Source organism: Gloeocapsopsis sp. IPPAS B-1203, assembly GCF_002749975.1.
Taxonomy (GTDB): Bacteria; Cyanobacteriota; Cyanobacteriia; order Cyanobacteriales; family Chroococcidiopsidaceae; genus Gloeocapsopsis.
On the sequence record NZ_PEIG01000010.1, the window covers coordinates 107,637 to 123,372 of the forward strand.

At 42.7% G+C, this 15,736-nt stretch carries 14 protein-coding genes; 4 read left to right on the forward strand and 10 right to left on the reverse strand.

The window, feature by feature from the left end; all coding sequences use genetic code 11:
- Positions 1 to 14 precede the first annotated feature (14 nt).
- Both CSQ79_RS17940 and CSQ79_RS17945 read left to right on the forward strand, forming a co-directional pair.
- Entirely contained in the window at positions 15 to 1,025 is a 1,011-nt protein-coding gene (locus tag CSQ79_RS17940) for an NAD-dependent epimerase/dehydratase family protein (protein ID WP_099702528.1), read from the forward strand.
- Positions 1,026 to 1,361: 336 nt separating this feature from the next.
- The gene (locus CSQ79_RS17945; RefSeq protein ID WP_099702529.1) at positions 1,362 to 2,945 is read left to right on the forward strand and encodes a B12-binding domain-containing radical SAM protein; all 1,584 of its coding nucleotides are present in this window, start codon (positions 1,362 to 1,364) and stop codon (positions 2,943 to 2,945) included.
- Between the two features lie 61 nt (positions 2,946 to 3,006).
- On the opposite strand, the gene petL is transcribed toward CSQ79_RS17945, so the two are convergent.
- Positions 3,007 to 3,102, reverse strand: a complete 96-nt coding sequence (petL, locus tag CSQ79_RS17950) for a cytochrome b6-f complex subunit PetL (RefSeq protein ID WP_073548502.1) — start codon at positions 3,100 to 3,102, stop codon at positions 3,007 to 3,009.
- 158 nt (positions 3,103 to 3,260) lie between these two features.
- Between petL and aroB the strand changes: the two genes are divergently transcribed.
- Positions 3,261 to 4,346 (forward strand): 3-dehydroquinate synthase, encoded by a 1,086-nt coding sequence (gene aroB, locus CSQ79_RS17955; protein ID WP_099702530.1) that lies wholly within the window; start codon positions 3,261 to 3,263, stop codon positions 4,344 to 4,346.
- 91 nt (positions 4,347 to 4,437) lie between these two features.
- Here aroB and CSQ79_RS17960 read toward each other — a convergent pair whose 3' ends face one another.
- The 6 genes from CSQ79_RS17960 to CSQ79_RS17985 form a co-directional block, all read right to left on the reverse strand.
- A complete protein-coding gene (locus CSQ79_RS17960; protein WP_289501279.1) occupies positions 4,438 to 5,325 on the reverse strand; it encodes a glycosyltransferase in 888 nt (295 codons plus the stop codon).
- A gap of 12 nt (positions 5,326 to 5,337) precedes the next feature.
- A complete protein-coding gene (locus CSQ79_RS17965; RefSeq protein WP_099702531.1) occupies positions 5,338 to 6,618 on the reverse strand; it encodes an ABC transporter ATP-binding protein in 1,281 nt (426 codons plus the stop codon).
- Positions 6,618 to 7,463 (reverse strand): ABC transporter permease, encoded by an 846-nt coding sequence (locus CSQ79_RS17970; protein WP_502693939.1) that lies wholly within the window; start codon positions 7,461 to 7,463, stop codon positions 6,618 to 6,620. The genes CSQ79_RS17965 and CSQ79_RS17970 overlap by 1 nt, the downstream gene beginning before the upstream one ends.
- 47 nt (positions 7,464 to 7,510) lie before the next feature.
- Entirely contained in the window at positions 7,511 to 8,557 is a 1,047-nt protein-coding gene (locus CSQ79_RS17975; protein ID WP_099702533.1) for a glycosyltransferase family 2 protein, read from the reverse strand.
- A gap of 112 nt (positions 8,558 to 8,669) precedes the next feature.
- Positions 8,670 to 9,968 (reverse strand): glycosyltransferase, encoded by a 1,299-nt coding sequence (locus CSQ79_RS17980; protein WP_099702534.1) that lies wholly within the window; start codon positions 9,966 to 9,968, stop codon positions 8,670 to 8,672.
- Between the two features lie 274 nt (positions 9,969 to 10,242).
- On the reverse strand, positions 10,243 to 11,097 hold the full coding sequence (locus CSQ79_RS17985) for a peptidoglycan DD-metalloendopeptidase family protein (RefSeq protein ID WP_289501281.1): 855 nt from the start codon (positions 11,095 to 11,097) through the stop codon (positions 10,243 to 10,245).
- Positions 11,098 to 11,452: 355 nt separating this feature from the next.
- Between CSQ79_RS17985 and CSQ79_RS17990 the strand changes: the two genes are divergently transcribed.
- Positions 11,453 to 12,664 carry an HhoA/HhoB/HtrA family serine endopeptidase gene (locus CSQ79_RS17990; protein WP_099702535.1) on the forward strand — a complete coding sequence of 404 codons (1,212 nt, stop codon included), beginning with the start codon at positions 11,453 to 11,455 and terminating at the stop codon, positions 12,662 to 12,664.
- 52 nt (positions 12,665 to 12,716) lie between these two features.
- On the opposite strand, the gene CSQ79_RS17995 is transcribed toward CSQ79_RS17990, so the two are convergent.
- From CSQ79_RS17995 to scpB, 3 genes are all read right to left on the reverse strand, one after another.
- Positions 12,717 to 13,064: a DUF760 domain-containing protein gene (locus CSQ79_RS17995; RefSeq protein ID WP_099702536.1), complete on the reverse strand. Its 348-nt coding sequence runs from the start codon at positions 13,062 to 13,064 to the stop codon at positions 12,717 to 12,719.
- Positions 13,065 to 13,406: 342 nt separating this feature from the next.
- A complete protein-coding gene (locus tag CSQ79_RS18000; RefSeq protein ID WP_099702537.1) occupies positions 13,407 to 14,918 on the reverse strand; it encodes a GMC oxidoreductase in 1,512 nt (503 codons plus the stop codon).
- Between the two features lie 276 nt (positions 14,919 to 15,194).
- The gene (gene scpB, locus CSQ79_RS18005) at positions 15,195 to 15,722 is read right to left on the reverse strand and encodes an SMC-Scp complex subunit ScpB (RefSeq protein ID WP_099702538.1); all 528 of its coding nucleotides are present in this window, start codon (positions 15,720 to 15,722) and stop codon (positions 15,195 to 15,197) included.
- Positions 15,723 to 15,736: the final 14 nt, after the last annotated feature.

Here is a 15,736-nt window from a genome sequence, read left to right on the forward strand (position 1 = left end):
GTTTTGCTAAATATATGTATAATTTAGCACAGAGCAATTCCTCGCTCCTCACTCCTCGCTCCTCACCCCTAGCCAAGCGGATTCTAGTTACAGGTGCGAGTGGGTGCATTGGTCATTACATTAGTGAGGCGTTGATTCAGGAAACTAATCACGAGTTGTACTTGTTGGTGAGGAATCCGCAAAAACTGCAAGTTGATACAAACTATCGCCCTGGAATTCATGTATTGCAGGGCGATATGCAAAACATTCGTACCTTTGCTAGTTTACTAGAAACAATTGATACTGCAGTGCTTGCCGCGACCGCTTGGGGGGGTGCAGACACCTACGACATTAATGTAGTTAAAACCCAAGAAGTACTAAGTTTATTGTCTCCAGAATGCCAACAAGTTATTTACTTCTCTACTGCAAGTCTTCTCGATAATAACGGTAAAATACTTCCACAAGCCGGCGAAATTGGTACTGATTATATTCGTTCTAAATACGACTGTCATCATCAATTGAGTCAAAGAGAAATTGCATCCAAAACCACAATCCTTTTTCCAACCTTAGTGATTGGAGGCGATGCTAATAAACCGTATTCTCACCTTACAAGTGGCTTACCAGAAGTCACAAAATGGGTAGATTTAATTCGCTTCTTCCAGGCTGACGGTAGTTTTCACTTCATCCACGGACGCGACATTGCCCAAGTCGTGCGATATTTAGTTGACCATCCGCCTACTGAAAATAAATCACGTTCTCTTGTACTCGGTCAAGCACCACTAACTGTCAACCAAGCCGTCGAAGAAGTGTGTTCTTATTTCAATAAAAAGATTTATTTTCGTATTCCCTTAACTTTATCTTTAGCCAACGCAATTATTGCGTTATTTCGCATTCAAATGGCAGACTGGGATCGCTTTTGTTTAGACTATCGCCACTTCACCTATCGCAATGCCGTAAATCCAGCAACATTTGGTCTACCAAATTACTGTGCAACCCTCAGTGATGTTTTAAAAATCAGTGGTATTCCTCCCCGCAAAAAACTTTAGAGGAACATTAATATCCAACATCAAGTCATCAGTGACGAGAAGATACTTAAACCAAAAGCTTTTAGCGTAACCCAATCAATAGAAAAGATGATAACCTTTGAGTCCTTTGTGCCTTTGTGGTTCATTAAATCTATAGCCCTCCAACCAACACATAAGCTCTAAAAGAAAACTTTCCTAAACACGATCGCCCCTTTGTTAAGAATTTAAAAATCATAATTGTAAAATCAGTAGATAAACTATAGAAAAACCTATTATCATGCAAACAGGTTTAGCTTATTAACCAACAGCTAAGCAGAAAATAAAAATAACAATAATTTGTGTGGGGATAGAGATTTTATGCGAGTTTTACTAGTTTATCCTCGGTTTCCCAAAACGTTTTGGTCATACGAAAAAATTTTAGAATTAGTTAATCGTAAAGTTTTGCTGCCACCTTTAGGTTTAGTTACCGTAGCAGCAATTTTGCCGCAAGAATGGGAGTTTAAACTAGTAGATCGTAATATCCGTCCAGTTACCGAAGCTGAATGGCAATGGGCAGATGTTGTTATTCTTTCGGCGATGATTGTGCAAAAAGACGACCTTCTCGACCAAATTCGCGAAGCAAAACAGCGAGGAAAAAGAGTTGCTGTAGGTGGTCCCTATCCAACTTCGGTTCCTCAAGAAGCCGAAAAAGCTGGTGCAGATTATCTCATATTAGATGAAGGTGAGATCACCTTACCGATGTTTGTCGAAGCGATCGCCCAGGGTAAAACGAGTGGAACTTTTCGTTCAAATGACGAGAAACCTGATGTCACCACAACACCGATTCCCCGTTACGACTTATTAGAATTCGATGAGTATGATTCGATGTCAATTCAATTCTCGCGTGGGTGTCCATTTCAGTGCGAGTTTTGTGACATTATTGTACTTTATGGACGTAAACCACGCACAAAATCCCCAAAACAACTCTTAGCCGAGTTGGAGTATCTCTACAGTTTGGGATGGCGGCGTGGTGTATTTATGGTAGACGACAACTTCATTGGTAATAAACGTAATGTCAAGCTGTTGTTACAAGAATTAAAAGTTTGGCAAGCAGAACATCAGTATCCCTTCCGCTTTAACACCGAAGCATCTGTCGATCTCGCACAAGATCAAGAATTAATGGACTTGATGGTTGAATGCAATTTTGATGCAGTTTTCCTGGGAATTGAAACACCCGATGAAGATAGCTTGCAGCTTACGAAGAAATTTCAAAACACGCGCAGTTCGTTAATCGAGTCGGTACAAAATATCACTCGTGCTGGTTTAAGACCGATCGCCGGATTTATTATTGGTTTTGATGGTGAAAAAGCAGGTGCAGGCGATCGCATTGTCCGTTTTGCCGAAAAAACTGCAATTCCGACGACGACGTTTGCGATGCTACAAGCATTACCAAATACTGCACTATGGCATCGATTAGATAAAGAAGGACGCTTGCGCGGCAAAGATGGCAATATTAACCAGACAACTTTGATGAATTTCATCCCGACGCGATCGCTCGAACAAATCACTAGAGAGTATATCGAGTCATTCTGGCAATTATATGATCCAGTTAAGTATCTAGATCGAACTTATCGCTGTTTTTTAATACTAGGTGCGCCCAAATGCAAAGCCCCAGCTAAAATGCCAAGTTGGGTAGATATCCGTGCATTGCTAATCGTTTGTTGGCGACAAGGTATCAAGCGTAATACGCGTTGGAAGTTCTGGCATCATTTATTCAGCATTATCAAGAATAATCCCGAAGTTTGGGATCATTACCTTGCTGTATGCGCGCATAACGAACATTTTCTCGAATATCGTCAAATCGTCCGCGACGAACTCGAAGCGCAACTTGCTGAGTTTCTCGCTAGAGAAGCAGAAATCCAAGCCGAAACAAAAATTCAACAAACGGCATTAGCGAGTTAAATTTGTAGCAAAGCTGTAGAGGTTAGAGACTTAATTTTAATGTCTCACCTCTGGCTTGTTGCTAGATCAACTTGACTGCACGTAAACCAAAAAGTAAACCAACAGCAAGGGCAAAAAAAGCACCCAACATGACGATGTAAGCGATAACTCCAAGCATTTTTCTGTTCCCGTTCAAGAGTTTTCCCAGCTCACTGGGTATTAAAAAATATTAAAGCATATGCTGCATGACAAGTGGCATCATCCACAAGAGACTTACTTACCGCTGTGAATAAGATAAAATAACAACGCAGCGCTGCTGGGAAATGGGTTTTCGTAATGCACACGATTCGGCTAAATTTACCGCAAGAGGCTTACGACATCGCGATCGCACCTGGAGGACTCGCCAAGCTAGGTGAACTGATGTCGCATCTGCATCTAGGAAAGCAGGTTTTACTAGTCTCTAATTCTGTCATTTTCCAGTATTATGGCGAACAGGCGATCGCGTCTTTAGAAGATGCCGGATTTAATGTTAGTAGTTACAACCTACCCGACGGCGAACAATACAAAACACTTGCCTCAGTAGAAAAACTCTACAACACAGCCTTAGAGAACCACCTAGAACGCGCTGCAACAATGGTTGCTTTAGGTGGTGGTGTAATTGGCGATATGACGGGTTTTGCAGCGGCTACGTGGCTGCGCGGTATCAATTTCGTGCAAGTACCTACTACGTTGTTAGCAATGGTTGATGCAGCAATTGGTGGGAAAACTGGGGTAAATCATCCCCAAGGCAAAAATTTAATTGGTGCATTTCATCAACCCAAGTTAGTTTTAATCGATCCGCAGGTACTGCAGACACTACCCGAACGCGAGTTTCGTGCAGGAATGGCGGAAGTTATTAAGTATGGCGTGATTTGGGATGCAGAGTTATTTGCACAGATGGAAAAATGCGATCGCTTGGATCAATTTCGGTATTTAAGCGAAAACTTGTTACAAGAAATTCTCGTGCGATCGTGTCAAGCTAAAGCGGATGTCGTCAGTAAAGATGAAAAAGAAGCTGGGTTACGTGCAATCCTCAATTATGGACACACGATCGGTCATGCAGTAGAAAGTTTAACTGGGTATCGTGTTGTCAATCATGGCGAAGCTGTCGCAATTGGCATGGTAGCTGCTGGACAATTAGCCGTTAATCTAGGTTTGTGGGAACAAGAATCGCAAAATCGTCAGTCATCATTAATTCAAAAAGCAGGGCTACCGACAAAGTTACCTGATGGAATCGATCTTGATGCGATCGTTGATGCGTTGCAAACTGATAAAAAAGTCAAAGCGGGGAAAGTTCGATTTGTATTGCCTACTATGATTGGTGTTGTGAAAGTTACGGATCAAGTATCTTCAGCACAAATTTACCAAGTGTTGCAGCAGTAACATCAGTAAATCCTCTAAATCTTAAGTGCTGTAATACTGTCAGTTACTGTTCTTTTCCTTTTACTCTTTAAAATTAGTGAATTTCTCACTGTTATAGTGAATCATCTTGTTGTAGCTGTCTGCGAAATGGTCTAGTCACTCTTTTAAGAGAATAAATCGGCTCGATTTGTATTGCCTGTAAAACTGCAGCAATTGCTGCACCTGTTTGACCCATTTGATAAGATCTTTGAGCGTGATCGATCACAAACTTAGCAAACATTCTAGGGTGAGCTTGAAAGAGAGATTTGTGCTTACTTACCAAACGCTGAAAGCTTTCTTGACGCAACACAAGATTTCGCGATACGCGATCGCTTTGGTGGTTGTACAGTTGATATGTTACAATGGGTACACCAAGTAATGAACAAACAGGATTAAGCCGCAAAAAGAGTTCCGAGTGAACGCGCGAGCGGAACGACTTATCCCAACCACCAATCTGGAGAATAACTTCACGCTCTACAACTAAGGTTTGCTTGGTGTTATACGAATAACCAGGTTCTAGTACTTCTAGTGCAAAGTGCGCGCCACGCGGGCGAGCAGGTGGTGGTAATCGCGTACTTATAACTTGACCTTCGGTATTTACTATCTCTAATCCTGAAATTACACCTACAGGAGTTGGCAACTGAGTTTGAGATAATGCCTCTAGTGAAGTAGCTAACATATGGGGAAGTAGGCGATCGTCGTCATCAAGGTAAGTAATCCATCGCCCTTTTGCGGCTTCTGTACCTACGTTACGCGCACCTGCACCTCCATGTGACTGATCGAGACGAATTAATCGCAAGCGAGGATGTTCTGGTAGTTGCACTGGCTCTGTAGAAGCATCATCAACAACTACCACCTCAAAATCATCTATCGTTTGTGCTAAAGCACTTTCAACAGCGCGTGGTAGCAAGTCGGGTCTGTTGTGCGTAGGAATAATTATACTGATAAGCGGATTGCTCATAGTTGCAAGTACCTACTTACTGATGACTTTCCATGTTCGTGGTTGATAGAATAAACTTCTACTGATAGTTTTGTCTGCTTGGACTGTAAATCTGAAAGATTCAACGACATCAAAGGAACATACGCCGCTTTTGATGTAGATTTTTGCGCTGTATACACCAGGTATTAAGCCACAGTACGGCATTTGTATTTGTAACTCAGTATTTCCTGGAGTAATTTTTAAAGACTCATTGTCGCTTGCAGAGGTAAAATACAGTACTCGATCATTTTCTCCAGATAGAGATTTAACGACAACCCCCAAGTTTGCGCTATCAATATACTTGTGTGCAAAGCATTCTACACATAAATTAACAGGTTCTCCAGACATTGGAGTCTCCAAGATATTTCCTTGTGCGTCTTTAAAACCAACCAAGGTAATATCCAAACCAAAACTTTCATCTGGAGACTTCTTAGGCAATATCAGTGGTCCTGTCGCTTTTTCCATACCACTGAGACAGAGATCTTCTTCATATTTGCGTACTACCGCTTCAGTTTCTCCTACAGTAATTAATTGACCTTTTGCTAAATATATTGCCGTGTTACAAATATTAAGAATGCTATGCGAGTTGTGAGAAACTAAGACAAAAGCTGTGCCATTCTCGCGCAATTTTGCGAGCCTGCGGTGGCATTTCATTTTAAATTTAACATCCCCTACAGACAGCACTTCATCGATCAGGAAAATATCTGGTTCTGTGTGAACTGCACAAGCAAAACCTAGTCGTGCTGCCATACCAGAACTGTAGTTTTGTACTGGCGTATCAATTGCTTCCCAGATTTCGGCAAAGTCTACCACTTCCTCAAATTTAGCTTTAATTTCTTTTGTAGACAAACCCAAAATTGACATATTCGCATAGATATTTTCTCTTCCTGTCAGGATAGGATTAAAGCCTGCACCTAATGCGATTAGTGGTGCTAATCTTCCTCTAATTTTTACTGCTCCTGTGTCTGGGTTAATTAAACCACTAATAATACGTAAAAGTGTACTTTTTCCCGCTCCATTTGAACCGACTAAACCAACAGCTTCACCGCGCCGTAGTTGAAAACTCACATCTCTTAATGCCCAAAATTCTTGCGATCGCAACTTAGTACTTGTTCTCTTTCCTCCTGATAACTCTGTAGCAATATCTTGCACGCCATAGAATAGAGATCGTCTCAAGTTTCTACAAAACTTTTTAGAAATCCCCTCTACACTCAGCACTACTTCGCTATCTTCAGGCTGAATTGCAATTTCTTGATGCCTCAATTCAGTTGTCATTAAGAACTTATCCTTTCAATCACAAAAGGCATAGATACACGGAATGCTACCCATGCTAACAGTAATCCTATAAAAGCAAAAAGACTCGCTACCCAAAATCCATAAGGATCTGAAACAACTCCTGTTGTTGCTAATTCTCGCGTTGTCACCAATAGTGGAGTGACAGGATTAAGATTGACAAGGAATCCAAAGGTTCCCTCTCTAGGCACTGGAAACACCACTGGTGTTAGAAATAGCCAAAACCCTGTAATCATCGTTATTCCTTTGGCAACATCTTGATACAAAGCACCTAGTGGAGCTAATAGTAGACCAAAGAATGTTCCCAGCATCACTAAATGAATCAGTGCTACAAACGCTAAAACTACTGTCCATCCGACTGCAATCTGAAACCAAAGAAACAAGGCTACAATCAATAACAGTTTAATAGCAAAGTTGAAGAATACTTCCCCTACCTTCGCTAAAACGATTGCTTCGCGTGGAAAATTGACTCTCGCCAACATTGGCTTTGCTACTGTCACTGCTTGCACAGGACCACTTAAGGCTTCTACAAACGTTTGCCATAGCGCAGTGCTAAACATTACATAAGCTGGATAAGGTAGATCTGTCGCACCTACGTTGATCACATTAGCGTCACTTGCTATTGTGAAGCCTGCTGCCATGACAATTGGTGGCAAAAAAGCCCAAGCAATGCCAAGAAAAGATTGACGGTACTGTGCAGTTATATTGCGTACCATCAATCGCCAAGCTAATTCCCGCGAAGCTAATAAGTCTCGCCCCATTTGCTTAAACAACTGAATTGGATGTCTCAGTTTACTGTGGGGCGTATAAAGCACTTCTGGCGGTATTCGCCTCGGACTGGAATTTTTCAAAATCTGTCCTTTGAATCGTGGCTTCAAACTGTTGTTGGAGATTGCTGTAGTTGTGGCGTTTGGCTGGGTTGCATTTGTAACTGTTTACGAGCGTAGCGATTAGTAAGATATTTATTGAGTGCTTTATCCACACTCACTAGCAAATCCTCAACTTTCTTGCTTTGACGCCTTAAGATTGTTTTGCTAATCTTGCGACTCAAAGGTTTGATAATAGTCGTTTTTCTCCGCCAGCCTAAACCGTTATACCGATTTTTGAAATACTCATCTTCAGTAAGGTTCCATTTATCACGCAAGCGATGTAGGCTAGTAAGTTCCCAAGCATCGCTCCAACGTAACATATAGAAAGGCATATCAGTCAATTCTAGTGGCGGTCCTGGTACGTAGGTAACAATGGATTCTGGTTCTAGATAAACGCTACCGCCAGTTTCCATAACTGTCATGCAGAAATCTACGTGTTCCTTAGTATTTAAAATAGCTTCATCGAGCATCCCAATCTGTTCAAAAATTTCTGTACGAACCATCATGCAATGGAACTCTGCAAGTCCTGTTTGATGTCTTTGGAGTTGCGGTAGGACATCTGCAACTTTGCGCCCTTGCTTGTAGATTTTTTCCACTATTCGGCGACGAGTGCGATCGCATGAAGTTTCTATTTTGACTCTCGATTCACCACCAGCGCAGTGTACTTCTTCATGCACTGGCTCACCTTGACAAATCAGCGGACTTACGACGGTGGCTTTTGTTTCTTCAGCACACTTTACCAATTGTTGCAACCAACCTGGGGTAACAACAACATCGTTATCAATAAAAACCACGTATTCACTGTTCACCTGCGCTAGTCCCAAGTTTCTTGCTTTATTTGGGGAGAGATAGTGTTCAGTGCGAATCAGTTGAAATTGCTTTTCAATTGCTTGTTTTTCTAGATAACGCTTGATTTTTGCTGGCGAACCTCCATCAACGTATATCAAATTGAATGGTGTTCGCGTGTGTTCGTAAATGCTTTCTAATGATGCTTGCGCGCAGCTAAAACGCTCTCGCGGTGAGACAACAATTGTGACTTGTGGTTTTGACATTGCTGATAGCTCCCTTCTTTACTTGTCGTTTCAGATGATTGTATATATTTGTAAAGTTTAGCGCAGTCTCTGTAAAAAAAGATACTGGCATGAGTGAACTGTACTGTGTAACTTAGTAAGTCACAGATGCATTCTTAACCACTTTTTGAGAACTCATACGCACGGAACCTTGCGTCAGTAATTGTTGATAAATATCTACAAGCTCATCATTAAGTTTATGCAAATCATAATTTTCTTCTACCTGAAGGCGAGCTGTTTGTGTAATAGGAACCCAAATTTGGGGATTGTTCAAAAGATAGCTTATTTTTTCGGCGATCGCATCCGCATCACGTTCTGGGACTAAAAACCCCGATACATTATCTTGAATGAGTTCAGGAATTCCGCCATGATATGTTGATATCACAGGTAGCCCAATTGCCATTGCTTCTTTGAGAACATTTACTGGAGCATCTTGATCGCCACTTTTAGCAGTCACACTTGGAGCGATAAAAATATGAGATTTTTTCAAGATCCCAATAATTTCTTGTTGATCTTTCCATCCCAATAACCGTATTGTGTCACTTACATTTAATTCTTCAATTAGTTGCTGTAATGCTTGCTTGAGAGGTCCATCACCAATAATTTTATATTCAATACGTGGCTGATTTTTTGCAACTTTTGCTACAGCGCGAATAGCGTATTCAATACCTTTTTTTTCAACTAGGCGTCCACTTGTCACGATCTGAATTACAGGCTGAGAGTCTACTTTAGCAGGATTAAAAATAAATCGCTGACAGTCTAAGCCTGAGCGATGCACGATAACTTTATCTTCTGCACAACCAAGTTTCAGTAAACGCTGTCGGAAATAATCGCAGTTTGTTAAGAAAAAATCACCCTCTGTAAATAATTCGTGATAGACTCCATCGCCATGCTGCTGAATAAATTCACTAATATCAAACCCTCGAAAAGCAACAACTAATTTACCTTGCAGCAAGCCAAATTTTCGTAGCGACATTGCTTGCAGCCCACACAAACCAAATTGGCAATGGATAATATCGTAGTGATTAGGTTTTTCTAGAAGCGGGATAACTTTATATAACGGTCGCAAGGACATTGCATTACTGTGCTGAAAAATGTTGAGCGATCGCAACCAAATCTGAGGATTTTTGTATAGCTTAGCCGAGAGTAACCAAAATCCCTTCGCAAATCGCCACAAGATATTTTTAGGTAAATTGGGAACAGAGTAGTAACACGTTCTTGCTAAAAGTTGATATTTTTCGACATCTGGGTGGACTTTAGAAGTTTCTACTTCTGAACCTTTGAGGGCATAGATATCAACTGAATGACCGCGATCAATCAACCCAGTGATTTGATTAAGGATAAATGTTTGTGATAACTCAGGAAAGCCTAAGACAACGAAGGCTATTTTCATATCGACTTGCTCATTTGAATCTGTATGAGTACCGTCGCACGCATTTATTTCCCAGCAAATATAATCTAACTATACCCAAACTAACACGTAGAGTTTAACAGTTTTTTTCTCAAAAATTATGAGACTTTTCTTACTTTCACAAGCTTTTATACTCTCTGAATAGTTTGACAAACAAAAGCAACATTGTTGCTTTTGTTACATAGCAACAAACAATATTGTTATAGTATAGAGTTATATTTTTCGTCAAGTAAAAATTGGGTTATTGATACTTAAGTTACAACGTAGGTTCTTCTGCAACCCAACCAAGTGAGGAGTTATAACGAACTTCAAAATGCAAATGAGGCTCCGTGGATGTAGGCTCCCCTGTTATTCCAACAGTTCCCAGCACTTGCCCAGGTGGCACTGTTTGACCTGTCGTTACGCTGACTTTTTGTAGGTGGGCGTAGCGAGTTTGGCGTCCTTCTTGGTGATTAATGACGACGAGATTACCATAACTACCTTGTTCTCCGGCAAAAGCTACAGTTCCGGCGCCAACAGCTTGTACTGATGTTCCGGTGGGTGCTAACAAATCTACCCCACTGTGAAAGAAAACTTGACCTGTATTCGGGTTAATCTGCCAACCATACCCGATTGCTACTGTAGCTTTGGCAGGCAAAGGATACTTTGTAAATTGACTACTTGCACTAGTGCTAGGAGCCTCAGGCGACCAATTGACACCAGGAATAAATACAAATTGCGATACTGGTTGACAACCATTAGCCTCAAACAAAACATCAGCTCGAACTTTGTATTTTGTAGCAATTTGCTGCCAGGATTGGCTGGGTGGAACTTCTACCCGAATACCATTGAAAGGAGGAACTAGAACTTCACTACCAACGGTAACTTGTGCTGCGCGAAGTGCAGGGTTCATCCCCAGCAGAGTAGCGGGAATAACATTATATTTTTGTGCAATAGATTCCAAGGTTTCACCTGGAGCGACTTTATGACGAGTGAGCCGCGATAGCGCTGGTGCAGGACATCCTTGATCTGTAACTAAGTCATCATTACCAAGTGCAGAATTTACTTGCATGCTCAAGAGCAATAAGCCTAGAGGTAGTGCCGAAAAAAATGTCCAATAGCGTAAAGTCATGATATGGCAGGGGGCAAGGGTCAGAGGTCAGAGTTAGGGTTAGCAAGATTGAGGCAGCGGAAAGTTGCGTGCGGAGTCCTCCGTTGTAGGAAGTAGCATGCCGATGAGCGCAAACTTGACAAGACAATGGCTCTAAGCATTTGGAGTGACTTAATCATATGGACTATTGCCATACTAGGTGCAAGGTCAGTGCGCTGATTGCAGCGTGCGCTCGTACAGAATAAAGTTGTAGTGCATAAAAGTACATTACTTAGTATCTATCATCTTTTTACTAGTTGCCGACAGCTGATCTTGCCTCTCATCTTGACTAAACTTAGAAGTTAGCATCTACTTGCTGTGTATAGGCGGAAGGAGTATGAGTTTATCGTTAAAGAGTTTGACCACTGCGCTGATCTTGTTGGCGATTGGAGGTGGTGCTGGTTGGTGGGGTAGTCAGTATTTCTCAATGTACAGTCGTTCGTCAAAAGAGTTAAGTACAGTACCTGTGATTGTGCCACCCTTATCAGAGCAACTTCTGATGCCTGAAACCTCAACAGGCACGAGTGGAAACAGCGATCGCAACTTTATCGCCTCAGCAGTAGAAAAAGTAGGACCTGCCGTTGTACGGATTAATGCCACGCGCACGGTGACTAACCGACTTCCCCAAGCGTTCAATAATCCCTTGTTACGGAGATTTTTCGGCTCAGAACAAGAAATGCCGGAAGAAAGAATAGAACGCGGTACTGGTTCGGGATTTATTCTGAGTCAAGATGGACGCGTGTTAACCAATGCTCATGTGGTTGCGGAAACGAACACAGTACAAGTGACCCTCAAAGATGGTCGCAGTTTCGAGGGTAAAGTTGTAGGAACGGATGCGATCACAGATGTTGCTGTTGTCAAAATTCAAGCTAACAACTTACCAGCAGTCAAATTGGGAAATTCGCGTAACTTATCTCCAGGACAATGGGCGATCGCCATTGGCAATCCCTTAGGATTAGATAACACCGTGACTGTTGGTATCATTAGTGCGACAGACCGCTCTAGCGCTCAAGTAGGCGTACCTGATAAACGAGTTAACTTTATTCAAACTGACGCAGCAATTAATCCTGGTAACTCTGGGGGTCCGCTATTAAACGCCGAGGGTGAAGTAATTGGTGTAAACACTGCGATTCGCTCGGATGCTCAAGGACTAGGTTTTGCCATCCCTATTGATACGGCGGCAAGAATTGCTAACAAACTTTTTACAAAAGGTAGCGTCGATCATCCTTTTTTGGGAATTCAAATGGTTGACCTTACCCCTGCAACAAAGGAAGATATCAATCAAGAAACAAGCCTAAACATCCAGCAAGAGCAGGGTGTATTGATTGTGCGCGTCATTAGAAGATCTCCCTCACACCGTGCTGGTTTACGCGAAGGCGATATCATTCAAAGAATCGATGGTAGACGCATTCGCAAAGCATCTGAGGTTCAAGAACGCGTTGAATCTAGTGAGGTTGGTGCTCTACTTAACATAGAAGTTAACCGTAATGGCAAAGTTGAAACTTTTCGGGTAGCCCCAGAAGCTTTTCCTGTCGAGGAACTAGGTTAACTGTAAGTTCAAGCCACCGCAGTATTTGCCATCACCTAACAACTTTTGCTGCCTACTGTCCTCCTGTGGAATCGCCTGGTAAAGGCACAGAGTCAGCTAAATCATCAAGATGCATGCGCTGTTCCATTTGGCGGAGAAAATAGCCTGTCATCATTGCTGATGCCAAAAGACCGGCTAGATTGTCCCGATCTGTAGAGATTTTCACGTTAAAATTTTCAGAAGGAAGCATTCCGACTAGCCCTTGAACATTTTGAGAAATGATCTCCTTAATCTCGGGACTAACAGAACGAGCTACATGAGCTAACATCTCCGGTGATTGACGCTGCAGGTAGTTTAGTAGTGGATTTGCTTGCGACTCTTCTTGAGGATCATCACTGAGAAAGTCAGGATCAAATACCATGGGCAGTTCAGTTTAGCTGTGCTGATTCTAATTTAACTCATTGTAATAGATGGCACCTCTTGCCTTAGAGTAGTTTTGAGCAGCGAGTGATATTACATCATTGAGAGAGACCATGATTACCCAAGTGCTGCACTACGAACGATTTGCTTTTCCAAGGCAGAGAGGATGCACGATATTGTAGATTGGATTATTTGTTAATCGCTACGAGCTTGAGTTGTCAATATTAATACAAAATCAGCAAGTCTGAAACACATTCTAAACTTGATAGTTTTAATATAGTTTCAATCTTGTCTTGATCCGGCTCAAAATCACTGTAATACTTGCTAATACTACATTCTATTGCTAAATTTGTAAGACTTTCGAGGTCTGGAGCAGATGTTGACCGAGGCGGCGCGCAAGTGCCAAGATTGTGAAGGTAGGTGAGTACGACGGACCAGTCGGAAACACTGCCGAACTAGCCACATAGAGATTATCGGTACCGAACACTCGACAATCTGTGTCAACGACACCCTCTTCGGGGCGACTGGCCATACGAGTGGTACCCATTTGATGGGCTGCGTCGGTCATAGTCTCCAAACTCGGCGGATCGTCTCCGAAGTCAAAGGTTCCAAGTCCAACTTCCGCAAACCGTTGCGTCAAAAGTTGCAGCGTTTTCGCCATCGAACGCTGATCCTGGTCGGTGAAGCACCAATCGACCTCCAGCTTTCGTTGACCTAGTGCGTCGCATTCCGTTCCCAGCTTAATGCGACTGCTCTCATGGGGAACCTGCTCAGTCACAAACTTAACTCGGTAGGTGGCGACAGAGCCATTACCGTCTCGGCAAGCAGGACGGAACCGCAAAGTTCGCCACAGGCGTTTTGACTTCTCGTAGATTGGTTTCAGGTACAAGACATGCTCAAGCAGCTCTTGCTCTCGCTGGGTTGCGTCGTCAAGCGCAAAGCATATACAGAAACGTGGTTTTGGGGCGTATTGCAGCTCGTAGGCATATTGTCGAGTTAAAGGACCTGGCTGTAGTGTTCCGGTGTGGTGCTTAGGATGGTCAGTATAAAAGCGACCAACGAGGTCATGTGCATTGCCGATTCCACTAGGAATTTGACGGTTTGAGGCTAGTAGGAGACGTGCGGCTTCAAACGCCCCAGTTGCAATAATGATTACGTCGCCTTCGACAATGAGTTCTCGACCTTCGAGTGAGCGGCAAACGACTGCGGTTACGCGTTGACAGGAATCGTTGAGTCTTAATTCTGTTGCGGTTGCGCCCAACACGACGTGCAAGTTTTTTGAGCGGCGCATCTCGTCACCAAAGCGGATCGCCGTGCGCGTGGGGGTCTGCTCCCAATAAAAGCTGCTCATTTTCAAACCACCTGCGGCGAGCTTGGCTCGAAGTTCCATAATTTCGGGTCGTACAGCTTCTGCTTCTAAATCACCGAAGCCGTAATCTTTTGCCGCCGAACGGTAGTGTTCCAAGAGATCAGCAAAATGTATTGGCCAGCCACTATTAGTAACCCAGGGTCTACCCTCAAAATCTAAGGGCTGCAAGTATTTCCACTTACCTGTCCAGACGTTACTCGTGCCACCAAACTGACGTACGCGACTGACTCCACGTAGCTCAGGTGGCAAGTATCGATGGTAGTAAGAGTCTGGATCCAGTTCGCGATGGCGTTTACCAAGAAAGATGACATCATTCAATGCCTGGATCGATGGATCAAATTGCTCGCGCCCACTTTCCACGAGCACCACCTCTTGACCATGACGCGCAAGGTGCGTTGCTACTTCGGCACCCGCGATCCCAGAGCCGAGTACAACTACCTGTCCCCGCAGCTTCGTTTGGTCCATCTCGACAATATCGGTAATCATATGACCTCCACCTAATCTATAAAGTGTTCAATAGAATTTGTCCGTACACATCCTAGTTAAGAGTATTAAAAGGAATCTTTATGTATATCTGCATAGTATAAGTTGCAGACAGCGTTCCAAAAAGCGGTTGTATTGCGTCCGCTGCTACCAGAATAGGAATCAGTAGCAAGTGGTGATATTTGATGAGTTTATGTTATTTAACCTGATTGTTAAGGGGGAATAAAACTTTGTTGGTGAATTCATGATAAATAGTCTGAATCACCTTCCAAATTCAGTTTAATTTACTTGTTCTTGCACGTCCGCTTCCTGCTCATTATCGCTGTTACTGAGTAGCTGAGGAAGTTGCTCTAATTGAAAATATTGATAAAACTTATCAGTCACATCCAGCAAGAATGAGCGACTGTCTAAGGGACGGCGTTTGCGGACAAAGCCCTGTTCTACAAGTTCTTGGACGTGTTGATATGCTCCAGAACCACGGAGGTTGACAAGTTCAGTTTGTGTCATTGGACTACGCAGGGCGATCGCCGCTAAAGTTCGTAAAGCCCCTACCCCAAGTTCTACCGGAATAAGTGTTTGCACCAATTCTTGAAAATTTGACTTGAGTTGTAGGCTATAAGTACCTGATACAGTTTCTACAACTTCTAAAGCGCTATTACGATGTGCATAGTCATCAATAAGTTCAATCAGTCCTTCCTCAAGAGTGTGGCGATCGCATCCTGCATATTCTGCCAGTTGGGCGATCGATAGTGGCTGACCTTTGAGATACAAAATCGCTTCAATCTTGTTGGATAAACGTAATTCCATTAACCAGGGGTGAG